The organism is Mycolicibacterium neworleansense (genome assembly GCF_001245615.1).
In the GTDB taxonomy this organism is placed as follows: Bacteria; Actinomycetota; Actinomycetes; order Mycobacteriales; family Mycobacteriaceae; genus Mycobacterium; species Mycobacterium neworleansense.
Genome location: NZ_CWKH01000003.1, coordinates 697,955 through 713,265, shown reverse-complemented (window position 1 = coordinate 713,265; position 15,311 = coordinate 697,955). Strand labels below are relative to the sequence as shown.

General features: G+C 67.5%; 11 protein-coding genes and 1 pseudogene. 6 read left to right on the top strand and 6 right to left on the bottom strand.

The window, feature by feature from the left end:
* The first annotated feature begins 44 nt into the window (after positions 1 to 44).
* The 3 genes from BN2156_RS27955 to BN2156_RS27945 are packed head-to-tail and all read left to right on the top strand — an operon-like array spanning position 45 to position 5,701.
* On the top strand, positions 45 to 1,925 hold the full coding sequence (locus BN2156_RS27955; RefSeq protein WP_090518615.1) for an ABC transporter ATP-binding protein: 1,881 nt from the start codon (positions 45 to 47) through the stop codon (positions 1,923 to 1,925).
* Positions 1,926 to 1,961: 36 nt separating this feature from the next.
* On the top strand, positions 1,962 to 3,860 hold the full coding sequence (locus tag BN2156_RS27950; protein WP_210436722.1) for an ABC transporter ATP-binding protein: 1,899 nt from the start codon (positions 1,962 to 1,964) through the stop codon (positions 3,858 to 3,860).
* A complete protein-coding gene (locus tag BN2156_RS27945) occupies positions 3,857 to 5,701 on the top strand; it encodes an ABC transporter ATP-binding protein (RefSeq protein ID WP_090518183.1) in 1,845 nt (614 codons plus the stop codon). Before BN2156_RS27950 ends, BN2156_RS27945 begins: the two co-directional genes overlap by 4 nt.
* Before the next feature lie 29 nt (positions 5,702 to 5,730).
* Here the strand turns inward: BN2156_RS27945 and BN2156_RS27940 are convergent, their stop codons facing one another.
* The 4 genes and pseudogenes from BN2156_RS27940 to BN2156_RS27925 all read right to left on the bottom strand — a co-directional run bounded on the left by BN2156_RS27940 (position 5,731) and on the right by BN2156_RS27925 (position 9,447).
* Positions 5,731 to 6,138, bottom strand: a complete 408-nt coding sequence (locus BN2156_RS27940) for a FixH family protein (RefSeq protein WP_090518182.1) — start codon at positions 6,136 to 6,138, stop codon at positions 5,731 to 5,733.
* An 8-nt stretch (positions 6,139 to 6,146) separates the two neighbouring features.
* Complete coding sequence (locus BN2156_RS27935; protein ID WP_090518181.1) at positions 6,147 to 7,454, bottom strand: DUF1214 domain-containing protein; 1,308 nt, start codon at positions 7,452 to 7,454, stop codon at positions 6,147 to 6,149.
* 18 nt (positions 7,455 to 7,472) lie between these two features.
* On the bottom strand, positions 7,473 to 8,579 hold the full coding sequence (locus BN2156_RS27930; protein WP_090518180.1) for an epoxide hydrolase family protein: 1,107 nt from the start codon (positions 8,577 to 8,579) through the stop codon (positions 7,473 to 7,475).
* A gap of 32 nt (positions 8,580 to 8,611) precedes the next feature.
* A pseudogene (locus BN2156_RS27925) lies at positions 8,612 to 9,447 on the bottom strand (LuxR C-terminal-related transcriptional regulator).
* A gap of 59 nt (positions 9,448 to 9,506) precedes the next feature.
* Between BN2156_RS27925 and BN2156_RS27920 the strand changes: the two are divergent.
* Positions 9,507 to 11,204 carry an AMP-binding protein gene (locus BN2156_RS27920; RefSeq protein ID WP_090518179.1) on the top strand — a complete coding sequence of 566 codons (1,698 nt, stop codon included), beginning with the start codon at positions 9,507 to 9,509 and terminating at the stop codon, positions 11,202 to 11,204.
* On the top strand, positions 11,201 to 12,817 hold the full coding sequence (locus BN2156_RS27915) for an AMP-binding protein (protein ID WP_090518178.1): 1,617 nt from the start codon (positions 11,201 to 11,203) through the stop codon (positions 12,815 to 12,817). The genes BN2156_RS27920 and BN2156_RS27915 overlap by 4 nt, the downstream gene beginning before the upstream one ends.
* Here BN2156_RS27915 and BN2156_RS27910 read toward each other — a convergent pair.
* A complete protein-coding gene (locus BN2156_RS27910) occupies positions 12,814 to 13,893 on the bottom strand; it encodes an asparaginase (RefSeq protein WP_090518177.1) in 1,080 nt (359 codons plus the stop codon). The genes BN2156_RS27915 and BN2156_RS27910 overlap by 4 nt on opposite strands.
* A 181-nt stretch (positions 13,894 to 14,074) precedes the next feature.
* Between BN2156_RS27910 and BN2156_RS27905 the strand changes: the two genes are divergently transcribed.
* Positions 14,075 to 14,479, top strand: a complete 405-nt coding sequence (locus BN2156_RS27905; RefSeq protein WP_090518176.1) for a hypothetical protein — start codon at positions 14,075 to 14,077, stop codon at positions 14,477 to 14,479.
* Here BN2156_RS27905 and BN2156_RS27900 read toward each other — a convergent pair.
* Positions 14,373 to 15,296: a VOC family protein gene (locus tag BN2156_RS27900; RefSeq protein WP_159402871.1), complete on the bottom strand. Its 924-nt coding sequence runs from the start codon at positions 15,294 to 15,296 to the stop codon at positions 14,373 to 14,375. The two genes, BN2156_RS27905 and BN2156_RS27900, sit on opposite strands and share 107 nt — an antisense overlap.
* Positions 15,297 to 15,311 lie beyond the last annotated feature (15 nt).

The window sequence follows — 15,311 nt, the reverse complement described above, 5'->3', positions numbered from 1 at the left end:
AAGTCTTTGACCTCAATAATTGTTCAGGTTTTACGGTGATGCTCATGAGTATGGAAACAGTGGCCCGGCAGTCGCTGTACCGGCAGACGCACGCGCGCGACGGAGACCTGCGCGCGCTGGCCGACCGGCGGCTGTTGTCGCGGATCTGGCGGTTCTCCGCGCGCCACCATCGCAGGCTCGGCTGGTTCGTCGCGATCAGCGTGGTCACCGCGCTGCTGACGGTGACGACGCCGGTGCTCGCCGGCCGGGTGGTCGACGCGATCACCCAGGGCGGGCCGGCGTCGACGGTGGTGCTGCTGGCCGCGGTCATCGCCGCGGTGGCGTTGGCGGAGGCGGCCGTGGCCCTGTTGACCAGGTGGTTGTCGTCCAACATCGGCGAGGGCCTGATCCTGGATCTGCGCACGGCGGTGTTCGATCATGTGCAGCGCATGCCGGTGGCTTTCTTCACCCGGACCCGGACCGGCGCCTTGGTGAGCCGCCTGGGTAACGACGTGATCGGGGCGCAGCGGGCGTTCTCGGACACGCTGTCGGGCATCGTCGCCAACCTGGTGACCCTGTCGTTGACGCTGGTGGTGATGCTCAGCATCTCGTGGCAGATCACCCTGTTGTCGCTGGCGCTGCTGCCGTTGTTCGTGTTGCCGGCCCGTCGTATCGGTACCCGGATGGCCGGGCTGTCGCGGGAGGCGGCGGCCCACAACGCCACGATGAACACCCAGATGACCGAACGCTTCTCGGCGCCCGGCGCCACCCTGGTCAAGTTGTTCGGCAGCCCGGAGCGGGAGTCCGGCGAGTTCGCGGTCCGTGCCGACCGGGTGCGTGACATCGGGGTGCGCACGGCGATGCTGCAGTCGACGTTCATGAACTCGCTGACGCTGATGTCTGCACTGGCCCTGGCCCTGGTCTACGGGCTGGGCGGCGTGCTGGCGATCGGCGGGCAGTTGCAGGCGGGTGCCGTGGTGTCGTTGGCGTTGCTGCTGACCCGGCTGTATGCGCCGCTGACCGCGCTGGCCAATGCGCGGGTCGAGATCGCCAGCGCGCTGGTGTCGTTCGAGCGGGTTTTCGAGGTGCTGGACCTGGTGCCGCTGATCGCCGAGAAGCCGGAAGCCGTCGACGTGCCTCCGGGCGCAGTCCGGATCGAGTTCGACGACGTGCGGTTCTCCTACCCCTCGGCGGACAAGGTGTCGCTCGCGTCGCTGGAGGAGGTGGCGACATTGGACGATCGTGGTGGCGACGAGGTGCTGCACGGCATCTCGTTCACCGCCCGGCCCGGGCAGATGGTCGCGCTGGTCGGATCCTCGGGTGCGGGCAAGTCGACCATCGCGTCATTGCTGGCCCGGCTCTACGACGTCGACTCCGGTTCCATCAGGCTCAACGGCGCCGACGTGCGGGACGTCACGTTCGCGTCGCTCAAGGACACGGTCGGCATGGTGACCCAGGACGGGCACCTGTTCCACGAGTCGATCCGCTCGAACTTGCTGCTGGCCGCACCGGAAGCCGGCGAGGAGCAGCTGTGGGACGCACTGCGCCGGGCCCGGCTCGACGACGTGGTCGCGGCGATGCCCGACGGCTTGGACACGGTTGTCGGTGAGCGCGGATACCGTCTTTCGGGAGGACAGCGGCAGCGGTTGACCATCGCGCGCCTGCTGTTGGGACGATCGCGGGTGGTGGTGCTCGATGAGGCGACGGCGTCGCTGGACTCGGCCTCGGAGGCCGCCGTGCAGCAGGCGCTCGCCGAGGCTCTGGACGGGCGGACGTCGATCGTCATCGCCCACCGGTTGTCCACGGTCCGTGCCGCCGATCTCATCCTCGTCGTGGAGGACGGGCGCATCGTCGAACGCGGTACCCACCGCGACCTGCTGGCCCGCGGCGGCCGGTATGCCGAGCTGTACGACACGCAGTTCTCCGAGGAGGTTCCGGCGGCGTGAGGTTAATCGTTTGCCCCTGATGGGAAGATTGGACCAGTGAGTCAACCCGCGATCGCCCCATCTCCGAAGCGGATCCGGACGAGTTCAGATCTGCGGCGGCTGTTGCCTTATCTGTTGCCGTACCGGGCCCGCTGGATCGTGATGGTCGTGGTCGCGGTGGTCAGCCTGGCCGCCACGGTGGCGATTCCGCTGATGACCAAGGCCGTCATCGACGGTCCGGTGCGCCACCAGGATCAGCACGGGCTGTGGGTCCTGGGTTCGGCCGCGGTGGCCGTCGGTATCACCGAGGCGGTGCTGTGGTTCATCAGGCGCTGGCTGGTGGCGCGGGCCACCATGGGCGTAGAGGCCGACATCCGCAAGGACCTCTACGCGCGGCTGCAGATCCTGCCGATGAGCTTTCACGGTCGCTGGCAGTCCGGTCAGTTGCTGTCGCGGGTGATGAACGATCTGTCCACGATCCGCCGGTTCCTGTCCTTCGGGTTGGTGTTCCTGATCCTCAACACCCTGCAGATCGTGGTGGTGGCCTCGATCCTGCTGGCCATGTACTGGCCGCTGGGCGTGGTGGTGCTGGTGTCGATCGTGCCGATCACGCTGACCGTGCTGCATTTCGAGCGGGAGTACACGCGGTTGTCGCGGCTGGCACAGGACCAGACCGGCCATGTGGCAACGCATGTCGAGGAGGCCGCGCTTGGCCTGCGGGTGGTCAAGGCGTTCGGCCGTGAGGACTATGTGTTCGACCGGTTCGACGAGCAGGCCACGCAGCTCTACGACACCCAGTTCGCCAGGGTCAGCGTGTCGGCGAAGTTCTGGACGCTGCTGGAGGTCATCCCGAACCTCACGCTGATCGTGGTGCTGGGGTTCGGTGCGTATGCGGCCGGCCACGGCCACGTCACGATGGGCACCCTCGTCGCCTTCATCACCATGATGCTGTCGCTGGTGTGGCCGATCGCCTCGTTGGGCTTTCTGCTGTCGATGACCCAGGAGTCGTTCACCGCCGCCAACCGCATCGCCGAGATCTTCGATGCACCTGTCGAAATCGAGGACGGCCCGGTGTCCGAGCCGCCGCGCGGCGGCCGGCTGGAGCTGCGCGATGTGGGCTTCAAGTTCCCCGACGGCGACGGCGAGTGGGCCCTGCGCCACGTCGACGTGGTGGTGGAGCCGGGGCAGACGCTGGCGCTCGTCGGCGCCACGGGATCGGGTAAATCGGTTCTGGCGGCGTTGTTCTCGCGGCTCTACGACGTCACCGAAGGTCAGATCCTGATCGACGGCGGCGATATCCGGGAGCTGAGCCTGCCGGCGTTGCGGCAGACGGTGGCCACCGCATTCGAGGATCCGACGCTGTTCTCGATGTCGGTGGCCGAGAACCTGCGGCTGGGCCGGGCGGATGCCACAGACGAGGAGATGGGCCAGGCCATCGCGATCGCGGCCGCACAGTTCGTCTACGATCTGCCGTTCGGGCTGGACACCCGCATCGGCGAGCAGGGCATGAGCCTGTCCGGCGGGCAGCGCCAACGCCTTTCGCTGGCCCGCGCCATCCTGGCCGCCCCCAAGATCCTGGTGCTCGACGACACGCTCTCGGCGCTGGACGTGCACACCGAGGCCATCGTGACCGAGGCCCTTGGCCGTGTCCTGCGCGGCGTGACGGGCATCATCGTGGCGCACCGCGCGTCGACGGTGCTGTTGGCCGACAAGGTGGCGCTGCTGCAGGAGGGCACCATCACCCACATCGGTACCCACGCCCAATTGCTCGCGCAGGTACCGCAATATCGCTACCTGCTGGCCGCCGACGACCAGCTCGACGACGCCTGTGAGCGCAGCTGCGACTGGGAGGACGACGAGGAGTTGGGCCGGTTGCAGCGCGGCCATGACGAACGCACGGCCATCGATGACGTGGGTGAGCCGCCGCGTTTCGGTGCGGAGGTGCAGCGCCGATGACCCTGACAGATTGGCGCGGGCAGGTCACGGACGACGAGACGGACAGCGGCAAAGCCGCCGACTCCGCACTCCCGATCGACGAGAGCCTGCCCCGGCGCCGTGAGGCCCGGGCGTTGCTCGGTTCGTTGCTGCGGCCGTACCGCTGGACCGTCGCGGTGCTGGCCCTGGTGGTCATCGTGGAAAACGTTGCCCGGCTCTCGGTTCCGATCCTGGTGCAGCGCGGCATCGACCGCGGCATCCCACCGATCCTCGAGGGTGGCCCGGCCCGGGAGCTGATGCTCATCGTCGGCACGCTGTGCGTGGTGGTGATCGTGCAGGCGGTCAGCCGGATGTTCTTCCTGCGCCGCTCCGGGCGGGTCGGTCAGCGGGTGCTGCTGGAGTTGCGCCGCCGGGTGTTCCGGCATTTCGGCCGGCTCGATGTGGCCTTCCACGACCGTTACACCTCGGGCCGGGTGGTCAGCCGGTCCACCAATGACGTCGAGGCCATCCAGGACATGCTGGAGACCGGCTTCGACAGCCTGATCACCGCGGTGCTGACGTTGTTCGGCACCGCGATCCTGCTGGTGGCGCTGGACTGGCGGCTGGGCCTGATGTGCCTCGCGGCGTTCCCGGTCCTGGTGGGCCTGGTGTGGTGGTTCCGCAACGAGTCGGGCAAGACCTACCGGTTGGTGCGTGAGAGCGCGGCGCTGGTGATCGTGCAGTTCGTCGAGACCATGACCGGCATCAAGGCCGTGCAGGCCTATCGGCGGGAGCCGCGCAATCAGGAGATCTTCGACGACGTCGCCGACGGCTACCGGGCGATCAACGAGAAGACGTTCAAGCTGCTGGCCATCTTCATGCCCGGGGTCAAGCTGGTCGGCAACCTCACCACGGGCGTGGTGCTGCTGTACGGCGGTTACCGGGTGCTGCACGGCGAGATGACGATCGGCACCCTGGCCGCGTTCCTGCTCTACCTGCGGATGTTCTTCGAACCGATGCAGGAGATCTCGCAGTTCTTCAACACCTTCCAGTCGGCGTCCTCGGCACTGGAGAAGCTGGCCGGCGTGCTGGCCCAGCGGCCGGCCATCGCCGACCCGGAGGTTCCCGTCCCGTTGCCGGACCCCAAGGGCGACATCGCGTTCCACGATGTGCGGTTCGAGTACACGCCGGGCCGCCCGGTGTTGCCCGGGCTTGAGCTCTCGGTGCCGGCCGGTCAGACCGTGGCGCTGGTGGGCACCACCGGCGCGGGCAAGACCACGATCGCCAAGCTGATCGCCCGGTTCTACGACCCCACGGCCGGAACGGTGACGCTGGACGGTGCGGATCTACGTCAGCTGGCCCAGTCCGAGCTGAGGCGTCATGTCGTGATGGTGACCCAGGAGAACTTCATGTTCTCCGGGACGGTCGCCGACAACATCCGGTTCGGACGGCCCGACGCCACCGACGCGCAGGTGCGGGCGGCGGCTGCGGCGGTCGGTGCGGACCGTTTCATCGAGGCGTTGCCCGACGGATATGACACCGATGTCGCCAAGCGCGGCGGGCGGCTGTCGGCCGGGCAGCGTCAGTTGGTGGCGTTCGCCCGGGCGTTCCTCGCGGACCCGGCGGTGCTGATCCTGGACGAGGCGACGTCGTCACTGGACATCCCGAGTGAACGAATGGTGCAGCGCGCGTTGGAAACCGTGCTGGCCGACCGCACCGCGCTGGTGATCGCGCACCGGCTCTCCACAGTGCAGATCGCTGACCGCGTGCTGGTGCTCGAGCACGGCCGCATCATCGAGGACGGGGCGCCGGCGGATTTGATCGGCCGGACCGACGGCGCCTATGCGGCGTTGCACCGAGCCTGGGTGGACTCCCTGGCCTGAGCGGGGCGGATCTTTCCTCCGCGCACGTGCTAGCGCCGGGCGGTGACGGTGAGGACGGCGGCATAGCTCTCTGTCCCCGCTCCGATGCGGACGGTGATCTCCCACTTGCCAGGCGTGGACAGGTTGACGTCGGCGCGGTAGTCGTCCAGGTCTGTGGCCTTGGCCTCGACGGGCGGCGCGGCAAGGCCGATCTGTGGCATGGCGGCTTCGAAGCGCACCGAATCCGGTGTCGGGGTCTCGCCTGCGCTTCCCAAGATCTCGACGGCCAGTGGGCTGACCCCGACCTTGGGCGGATCGCCTTTCAGCCGCACCAGGTACGGCCCTGCGGTGGCTTCGGCAGCGATCGGTGGCTGCTGTTTGGGCCACAGCAGCCACAGCATGCCGCCGCCCACCGCGACGACGATCATGATGATGCCCAGCCAGCTCAGGCGTTTCATGGCGCCGGCTAGATCTTCTCGATGTCGGGAAGCGCCCAGGTCTTGTCGAACAGTGCCGGCTTTGGTCCGTAGAACCGGAACAGGACCTCGAACCGGCCACCGGATTTGGTGGGGATCCAGTTGGACTCCTTGCCTTCCGGTGCGGACGGTCCGAAGTAGACGTCGACGGATCCGTCCGGGTTCGTCACCAGGTCGGGTCGGTGCGATGACCGGCTGCCCCATGGCAGGTCCCGGATGAGCGCATGGGTGGCCCGGTCGTACACCGTCGCTGACCAGTAGAGCGAGACCGGCGGGTCGGCCGGCACTCGCAGCCGATAGGTGGCAGCTCCGTCGAACGGCTCGCCCTGCTGGTCGGCGATCGTCATGACGTAGAACTGGCCCTGCCCAAGGTGTTTGGCGCTGAAGTAGATGAATGAGTACAGCAGGCCGCGATCGTCGACGGGATAACTGGCCACATCGGCGAATCCGCTCTGCATGCCCTGCACGACCTCGGGAGAGGCGGGGACGGCCCAGTGGGTCCCGTCGAAATACGGCGGAGTGAAGAACCGTGGATAGTTGGCCTCGAGCCAGTCGTGCGCCTCGGCTGCGGCCGCGTCGAGCACCGCCTTCAACTCGTTGTCCGGTTCGAACAGTTTGCCCTGTTCGATGCCGATGGCGGCGAGCACCGAGATCATCACCCGGTCCCGCTGGAGCCACGGCTCACGTTGCACAAACTGATCGAGCAGTTCGAAGAATCGGATGTCGTAGGGAATTGTGCTGTCGTACAACGTGTCAGCGGCGTCGACGAAACCGGTGTTTTCCGGTCCGGACAGTGGGTAGCACTTGATACGGCTTCCGTAGTCGGCCGCCGCGGCGACGTCCGCGTCGGCACTGGATGCGATGTTCGCGCGCAGTGCCCCGAACCCCGTGTACGTCACCGAGCGCAGCGGGAGGTAACCGTCCGGAACCTCGCCGTCGAAATCCGGCGGCAGGATCAGGTATCTGCCACCTGCGCCCTTGTCGAGGCCGGCGGGTCCGACGTCCTCCAGCGCCTCCTGCCAGGCGTTGTCGATCGATCCGGTGATGGATCCGCCCTCGGCAGGCGGGATTTCGAGCACCACCGGTCCGGCCTGGGTGTTGTAGAACGGAAAGAAGTACAGCGTGTCGGGGTTGGGGGTCAGTGTCTGGTTCTTCCAGTCCGGCAGCTTCGACCAGTACACCACCTGGTTGTCGCCCGCCCCGGCTCTGGCCGCTGCCTGCCGCAACAGCTCGAAGTTGACGGCGGGCATCCCCCAGATCACGGCCTGCACAGCACGGGAACGCACCAACGGGTCCATGCTCACGACGCTAATACCTCAGCGCACCGTGTCGAAGAATGTCTTGACATCCTCGACGAACAGTTCCGGCTGTTCGAAGGCCGCGAAGTGGCCGCCGCGCGGCATCGTGGTGTAGTGGGTGACGTTGTAACCGGTCTCGCACCAGCTGCGCGGGGCCCGCAGGATCTCCATCGGGAACGACGCGATACCGGTGGGCAGGCTGACGTATTCGCCGCCGCCCCAGGTGCTGTGACTCTCCCAGTACAGCCGGGCCGATGAGGCCGCCGATGCGGTGAGCCAGTACAGCATGACGTTGTCGAGCATCTCGTCTTTGGACACCACGTTCTCGGGGTTTCCGTCGCAGTCCATCCACGACCAGAACTTCTCCACGATCCAGGCCAGCTGCCCGACCGGGGAGTCCACCAGCCCGTACCCGACGGTCTGCGGCCGGGTGGACTGCTGCTTCATGTAGCCCGAATCCCACTTGCGGTAGTAGTCGATCCGGGCCAGGGCCTTCTGCAGGTCTTCGGTCATCTCACCGATGCCCTCGGCCGGCGGTTGCGCGATCGGCATGTTGACGTGAATGGCCACGCACGAGCCCACGTTGCGGCCGATCTGTGTCGTCACCGCCGAACCCCAGTCGCCGCCCTGGGCGCCGTAGCGGTCGTAGCCCAGGCGCGTCATCAACTCCTCCCAGGCCGCGGCGATCTTCCCGATACCCCAGCCCGAGGTGGTCGGCTTGCCGGAGAACCCGTAGCCGGGCAGCGACGGGCAGACGACGTCGAACCCGGCCTCGGTCAGCGGCTCGATCACCTTGTGGAATTCGACGATCGACCCCGGCCAGCCGTGGGTGATCAGTAGCGGGAACGCGTCTTCACGTCCAGAGCGCTGGTGGATGAAGTGGATGTCGAGGCCGTCGATCTCGGTGGTGAAGTGGTCGAACCGGTTCAGCGCGGCCTCACGGGTACGCCAGTCGTACTCGTTGGCCCAGTAGTCGGCCAGTTCCTTGGTGTAGTCGAGTGGGATGCCCTGGGTCCAGTCGTCGACGCATTCGGCCTCGGGCCAACGGGTCCGGTTCAGCCGGGCCTTGAGGTCGTCGAGATCGGCGTCGGGAACTGCGATGCGGAATGGGCGGATCTGAGCCATGGCTCCCAATCTGCCAGAGGGAGCTCGGAAGGTCAGGGAATCTGGCGCAGGCGCCGGGCCTTGGACACCGCCTCGTGCCGGTTGCGCGCCCCGAGTTTGGCCGCCGCGCTGCGCAGGTAACTTTTCACGGTTTCGGGTTTCAGTGAAAGCCGCTGGGCGGCTTCGGCGTTGGTGCAACCGAGCGCGACCTGCGCGAGCACGTCGACCTCACGGGTGGTCAGTGGGGCGCTGGCCGGCGGGTCACCGCGCAGTGCCACGGCCAGCCGGTCGGCCAGCTCGCGGAGCGGCCCGGGTCCGGGGTGTCGGCCGCGAGCCGGCGCAGGTCGGCGTGCACCTCGCGGATCTGCTCGGTATCGGCCGGCTGATCGGTGAAGTGGGTCAGCGCGGCCTCACGCATCCGCATCCGCCGGTCCACCTCGTCGCGGACCCGCAGCTCTTCGCTCAACCGCTGCGCCGAGGCCACCATCGCCGCGACGGTGCGGCCGCCGATCGGGGCACTGGTGCGGTGCGCCCCGTACAGCACGGCCCGGGCCGTGCCGTCGACGACCACCGGCACGGCCAGGATCGAGCGGATGCCCTCGGTCAGCACCGGCTCGTCGTAGTCGTGCGTGATGGTCGAGGCGCGCCGGTAGTCGGGTACCGAGATGGGGCGGCGCGACACCACGCTGGCCCCGCCCAGCCCGGCGCGGGGCAGTACCGCGAGCCCACGCATGGCGGCGGTGCGGGTGCCGAAGAACTCACTCAGCAGGAGCGTGTCCTCGTGCACCTGGCCGCCGAACGCCAGCGGAAGCCCGGTTTCGGTGGCCATGCGGCGCAGCTCGGCGCGCACCGCGTCGGCGTCACGCGGTCGCAGTAACGAGGGGCGCATCGCAGGTACACACTTTCGGGGGTAGCGGGCGGGCAAGTGTGACGTAGAGCATAACTGTCATGGATTCCGCCGCGAGCAACACAGACCGCTACCGCAGGGCCCGTGACCAGCTGGTCGCCACCATTGCCGACTACGCGCTGGCCGTCGAGGAGTTCGCCTGGCCGCAGATCAGCGGCACCTTCAACTGGTCAGTCGACTGGTTCGACGTCATCGCCAGGGACAACCGCCGCACCGCGCTGTGGATCGTCGAGGAGGACGGTTCCGAACAGCAGGTCACCTTTGCCGAGATGGCGCAGCGCTCCGACCGCGTCGCCACCTGGTTGGAGGGGCTCGGGGTCGGCAAGGGGGACCGGGTCCTGCTGATGCTGGGCAACCAGGTCGAGTTGTGGGAGGCCATGCTGGCCATCGCCAAGCTGGGCGCGGTCATCATGCCGACCACCGGGGCGCTGGGGCCGGCGGACCTGTCGGATCGCATCGCCCGTGGCGGGGCTCGGTTCGTCGTCGCCAACACCGCCGATGCGGCCAAGTTCGCCGAGGTGCCGGGGGACTACACCCGCATCGCGGTCGGCGCCGCGCCCTCCGGCTGGCACCGCTACGCCGACGCGCACGAGGTGGCGCCGCGGCGCTTCGAGGCGTGCACCACGGTCGACGACCCGATGCTGATCTACTTCACCTCAGGCACCACGAGCAAGCCGAAGCTGGTCGAGCATTCCCAGGTCTCCTACCCGGTCGGGCATCTGACCACGATGGCCTGGATCGGGGTACGGCCCGGCGACGTGCACCTGGCGATCAGTTCGCCGGGGTGGGCCAAACATGCCTGGAGCTGTTTCTTCGCCCCGTGGATCGCCGAGGCGACGATCTTCGTCTACAACTACGCGCGCTTCGACGCGGCGGCGCTGATGGATCAGTTGCGACGCGCTCGGGTCAACACGTTCTGCGCTCCGCCCACGGTGTGGCGCATGTTGATCCAGGCCGATCTGGGTGAGCGGCCCGAGGGGCTGCGCGAGATCCTGGGTGCCGGTGAACCGCTGAATCCCGATGTGATCGCACAGGTCGAGAAGGCCTGGGGGCTGACGATCCGTGACGGGTTCGGCCAGACCGAGACCTCGCTGCTGGTCGGCAACACCCCGGGACAGCCGGTGAAGGCCGGATCGATGGGCCGTCCGATGCCGGGTGTGCCGGTGGTACTGGTGGATCCGATCACCTCGACGCCCGCCGACGAGGGGGAGATCTGCCTGGATCTGGCGGCGCACCCGCGCAACCTGATGACCGGTTATCTCGGTGACCCCCAACGCAATGAGGCCGTGATGGCCGGCGGGTATTACCACACCGGCGATGTCGCCTGCCGTGACGAGGACGGCTACATCACCTACATCGGCCGCACCGACGACGTGTTCAAATCCAGTGACTACAAGGTGTCGCCGTTCGAGTTGGAAAGCGTACTGATCGAGCATCCGGCCGTGGTCGAGGCCGCGGTGGTACCGCAACCCGACGACACCCGGCTGTCGGTGCCCAAGGCCTATGTCGCGCTGGCCGACGGCTGGGAAGCCAACGCCGACACCGCCAAAGACGTCATGGCCTATGCCCGTGACCATCTCGCGCCCTACCTCAAGGTGCGGCGCGTCGAGTTCTTCGACCTGCCCAAGACCATCTCGGGCAAGATCCGCCGCGTCGAGTTGCGTAAGCGTGAGGACGCGGCTCATGAAGCGGGCGAACCGATTTCCACCGAATACCGATATGAGGATTTACTGGGATGAAGTCCTACGACGCGGGTCCGACCGATGTACCTGTCCTCGAGGAGACCATCGGGGCGAACTTCGAGCGCATGGTGGCGGCCGGGCCGGATGTCGACGCGCTGGTGGAGGTGGAGACCGGGCGACGCTGGAGTTATGCCCAGCTCAATGATGAAGTCGACGCGGTGGCCCGGGGTCTCATGGCCTCCGGTGTCCAGCAGGGTGATCGCGTCGGCATCTGGGCGCCCAACTGTGCCGAATGGGTGATGCTGCAGCTGGCCACGGCCAAGATCGGCGCGATCCTGGTCAACATCAACCCGGCCTACCGCACCCACGAACTCGCTTATGTGCTCCGGCAATCCGGCATCCGGACCCTGGTGTCGGCCACGGCGTTCAAGTCGTCGGACTATGTGACGATGGTGGCCGAGGTGCAGGTGGACTGCCCGGAGCTCAAGGATGTGATCTTTCTCGGGACGCTGGACTGGGACCGCTTGCACACCCACCAGGTCGGTGAGGAGCAGTTGCGTGCCCGGATGGCCCAGCTGTCCAACACCGAGCCGATCAACATCCAGTACACCTCGGGGACAACGGGATTCCCCAAGGGGGCCACGCTCAGCCATCGCAACATCCTCAACAACGGCTTCTTCGTCGGCGGTTTGATCAATTTCGGCCGCGGCGACCGGGTGTGTGTCCCGGTGCCGTTCTACCACTGCTTCGGCATGGTGATGGGCAATCTCGGTGCGCTGACCCACGGTGCGGCGATCGTGATCCCGGCACCGGGGTTCGATCCCGGCATCACCTTGGCCGCAGTCGAATCCGAGCGCTGCACCGCGCTGTACGGGGTACCCACGATGTTCATCGCCATGTTGGGACATCCCGATTTCGCCCAGTTCGACCTGTCCTCGCTGCGCACCGGGATCATGGCGGGCTCGGTGTGCCCGGTCGAGGTGATGAAACGGGTGGTGGCCGACATGCACATGGCGGAGGTGGCGATCTGTTACGGCATGACCGAGACATCACCGGTGTCGTGCCAGACGCTGGTCGACGACGACCTGGAGCGCCGCACCGCCACCATCGGACGGGCCCATCCGCACATCGAGGTCAAGATCGTGGACCCGGACACCGGTGAGACGGTCGAGCGCGGGCAGCCCGGCGAATTCTGCACCCGCGGTTACTCGGTGATGCTGGGCTATTGGGATGAGCCGACGAAAACCGCCGAGGCGATCGACGGCGACGGCTGGATGCACACCGGGGATCTCGCGGTGATGCGAGAGGACGGGTACTGCACAGTTGTCGGCCGGATCAAGGACATGGTGATCCGCGGCGGCGAGAACGTCTATCCCCGGGAGATCGAGGAATTTCTATACACGCACCCCGACATCGACGACGCCCAGGTGATCGGTGTGCCGGACGCGAAGTACGGCGAGGAGATCTGCGCGTGGGTGCGGATGAAGCCGGGCCGCGCGCCGCTGGATGCCGCGGCGTTGCGCGACTTTGCCACCGGAAAGCTGGCGCACTACAAGATCCCGCGGTATGTGCTTGTCGTGGAGGAGTTTCCGATGACGGTCACCGGAAAGATCCGCAAGGTCGACATGCGCCACGAAAGCGTCAAGCTGCTCGGGCTCAGTGACGATTAGCCCCAGCGTTTCATCGTGTCGACCACCGGCTTGCCGGTGGCCAGCGCGGCCATCATCAGCACTCGCGCCTGGCTGGGCCGCAGGTGCGGAACCATCACCGCGCCGGCCTTGACCATGTCGTCGCCGGGACCGTATTCGGCGACGACCTCCCCGGTCGGGACGCGGCTGGAGATTCCGAAGGCCACCCCGGCCGGAGCGTGTCGGCGCACCGCATCCACCACGCCGTCACCGGCGTTGCCGGATCCCAGTGCTTCCAGGATGATTCCGCGCGCTCCCGCGGCCACCGCGGCATCGACCGGGCCGGCGCCGTCGCCAGGGTAGGCCGCGACGACGTTGACCCGCGGCGCGCTGACCGCCGGTACCTCCCCGAGGAAGGGCCGCTGTGCGGGGTGGTCCAGCGTGAAGGTGTTGTCGGCGACGGATCCGATCGGTGGTGTGCCGCCGAATGCGTGGATGTCCTGGGTGTTCACCTTGTGGGTCCCCAGGGCTTGAAAGACGTCACCGGCGAACATGATCATCACGCCCTGGTCGCGGGCGGCAGGGCTGGACGCCACGGTCAGCGCGTCGCGCAGGTTCGTCGGTCCGTCGGCATCGGGGGCGTCGGAGCTGCGCTGGGCCCCGGTCAGCACGATCGGTGCCGGCCCGTTGTACGTGACGTCCAACCACATGGCGGTGTCTTCCATGGTGTCGGTGCCGTGGGTGATGACCACGCCGGAAGCGCCGTCGGCCACCGCCTTCTTGGCGGCCGCTCCGATCACGTCCCAGTCGGCCGGGGTCAGCTGTGAACTGTCCTTCTTCATCACGTCCATGACCTGGACGTCGAGTCCGGCCGCCAGGTCGGCGCCGCTGACCGTCGGGCGGCGCACGCCGTTGGCGTCGGTGCTCGTCGCGATGGTGCCCCCGGTGGTGATCACCACAACCCGGCCCGGTGCCGAGTCACCCTTGGCTCCAGGTGTGTTCGTCGTGGTGTCGGTCGAGGTCGTGTTGGTCGAACAGGCGGCCGTGAGCGCGGCGGCGAGAAGGACTGTCCCCATCGCCAGACGCGACCGGGACCGGCGGGCTGCGAAGTTCGTCATAGGGCAGACGCTACGGCGATATGTGAACACGCACCGGGCTTTCGCCAGCGCATGAGTTGCGGTGCCGAATGTTGCCTTGTGGTCGAGATTCGGCCGATTTCTGGCACACAAGCCGACGTTCGGCCGGTGTGCACGCCACGTTCCCGCCGCACCGGACTCGCATTGCTGCGAGGATTAGGCCATGTCCGCTGTTCACACGTCCGCCGTCCTCGGACGGCGGGCGTGTGCGCTGCTCGCCGCGAGTTCGGCACTGCTGCACGTGCTGATGCTCGGTCACGCCGGCAACGCTGTCGTCGGGGGACTACTGGTCACGATGATCATCGGCTGCCTGTACTGCGCGCGTGATCTGTGGCAGCGGGGCACACCGAGCGTGTGGTGCACGGTCGCGCTGATGAACCTGGCGATGATCGCCGTGCACACGCCCATGCCGAGCCACCATCACGGGGCCGGTGCCGCAACGATGCCCGCACAGTCGACGCTCATGAGCTTGACGATGTGCCTGGCGCTGGCGGAGGTGGTGATCGGTGCTGCGGTGCTGTTCTACCGCACGCGCAACCGCATGGTGACCGGCCTTCCGGCGGGCTGAACTGGCTCAGCACCAGCCGGGCGCCCTGCGGGTCCTGGATCAGGGCGGATTTCGTCCATTCGGCGTCGTCGCTGGAAATTACTGCGGCGCCGAGCTTTTCGGCCAGCGCTGCGGAATCGTCGCGGTTCGCCACGGCGAACGCCACCTGCCAGTGCTCGGGCTGTTGCTCGTCGGCGAGCTGCCCGATCCAGCCCACCGCGTCGGAGAACCCGGGCGGCGTGCCGGTGGCGGCGTGGCGGTCCAAGATGTCGGGGTCGACGGTCGCGGCGAGGTGGTCGGCGTAACCCGGGCGGCGGATCATCGTCGCGAACCCGGCGTTGTCGAACTCCCAGCCGAACAGCGGCCCGTAGAAGGTGGCGGCCGCCTGCGGATCGCTGGTCTGCAGGTTGCTGAAATTCCAGGTGCCGGGCACATTGACCAGCTGGGCGCCGAGGCGTCGCCGCGGCTGCCACAGTTTGAAGTGCGCGCCGCGGGGATCGACGCAACCGGCCTGCCGCCCGCCCGGCCCGGCGTCGACCGGCCCGCTCGTCACGGTTCCGGCGGCAGCCGTCACCGCGGTGGCCGTCGTCTCGGCGTCGTCCACCGCCACATAGGTGTTCCAGGCGATCTCGTCCCCGGACTGCGCAGACGCGATCGCGGCCACGTCATGACCGTCCAGCGTGGCGATCAGGTAGGAATCCTCGGCGTCGTCGGGCAGCACGTTCTCGAGCGTCCAGCCGAACAGCCGCCCGTAAAAGTGTTGGGCGGCAGCCACATCCTGCTGGTCGGTGTCGACCCAGCAGGGCACACCGGACGGGTAGGTCCTTGACACGGTCATGTGGACACAATGCCA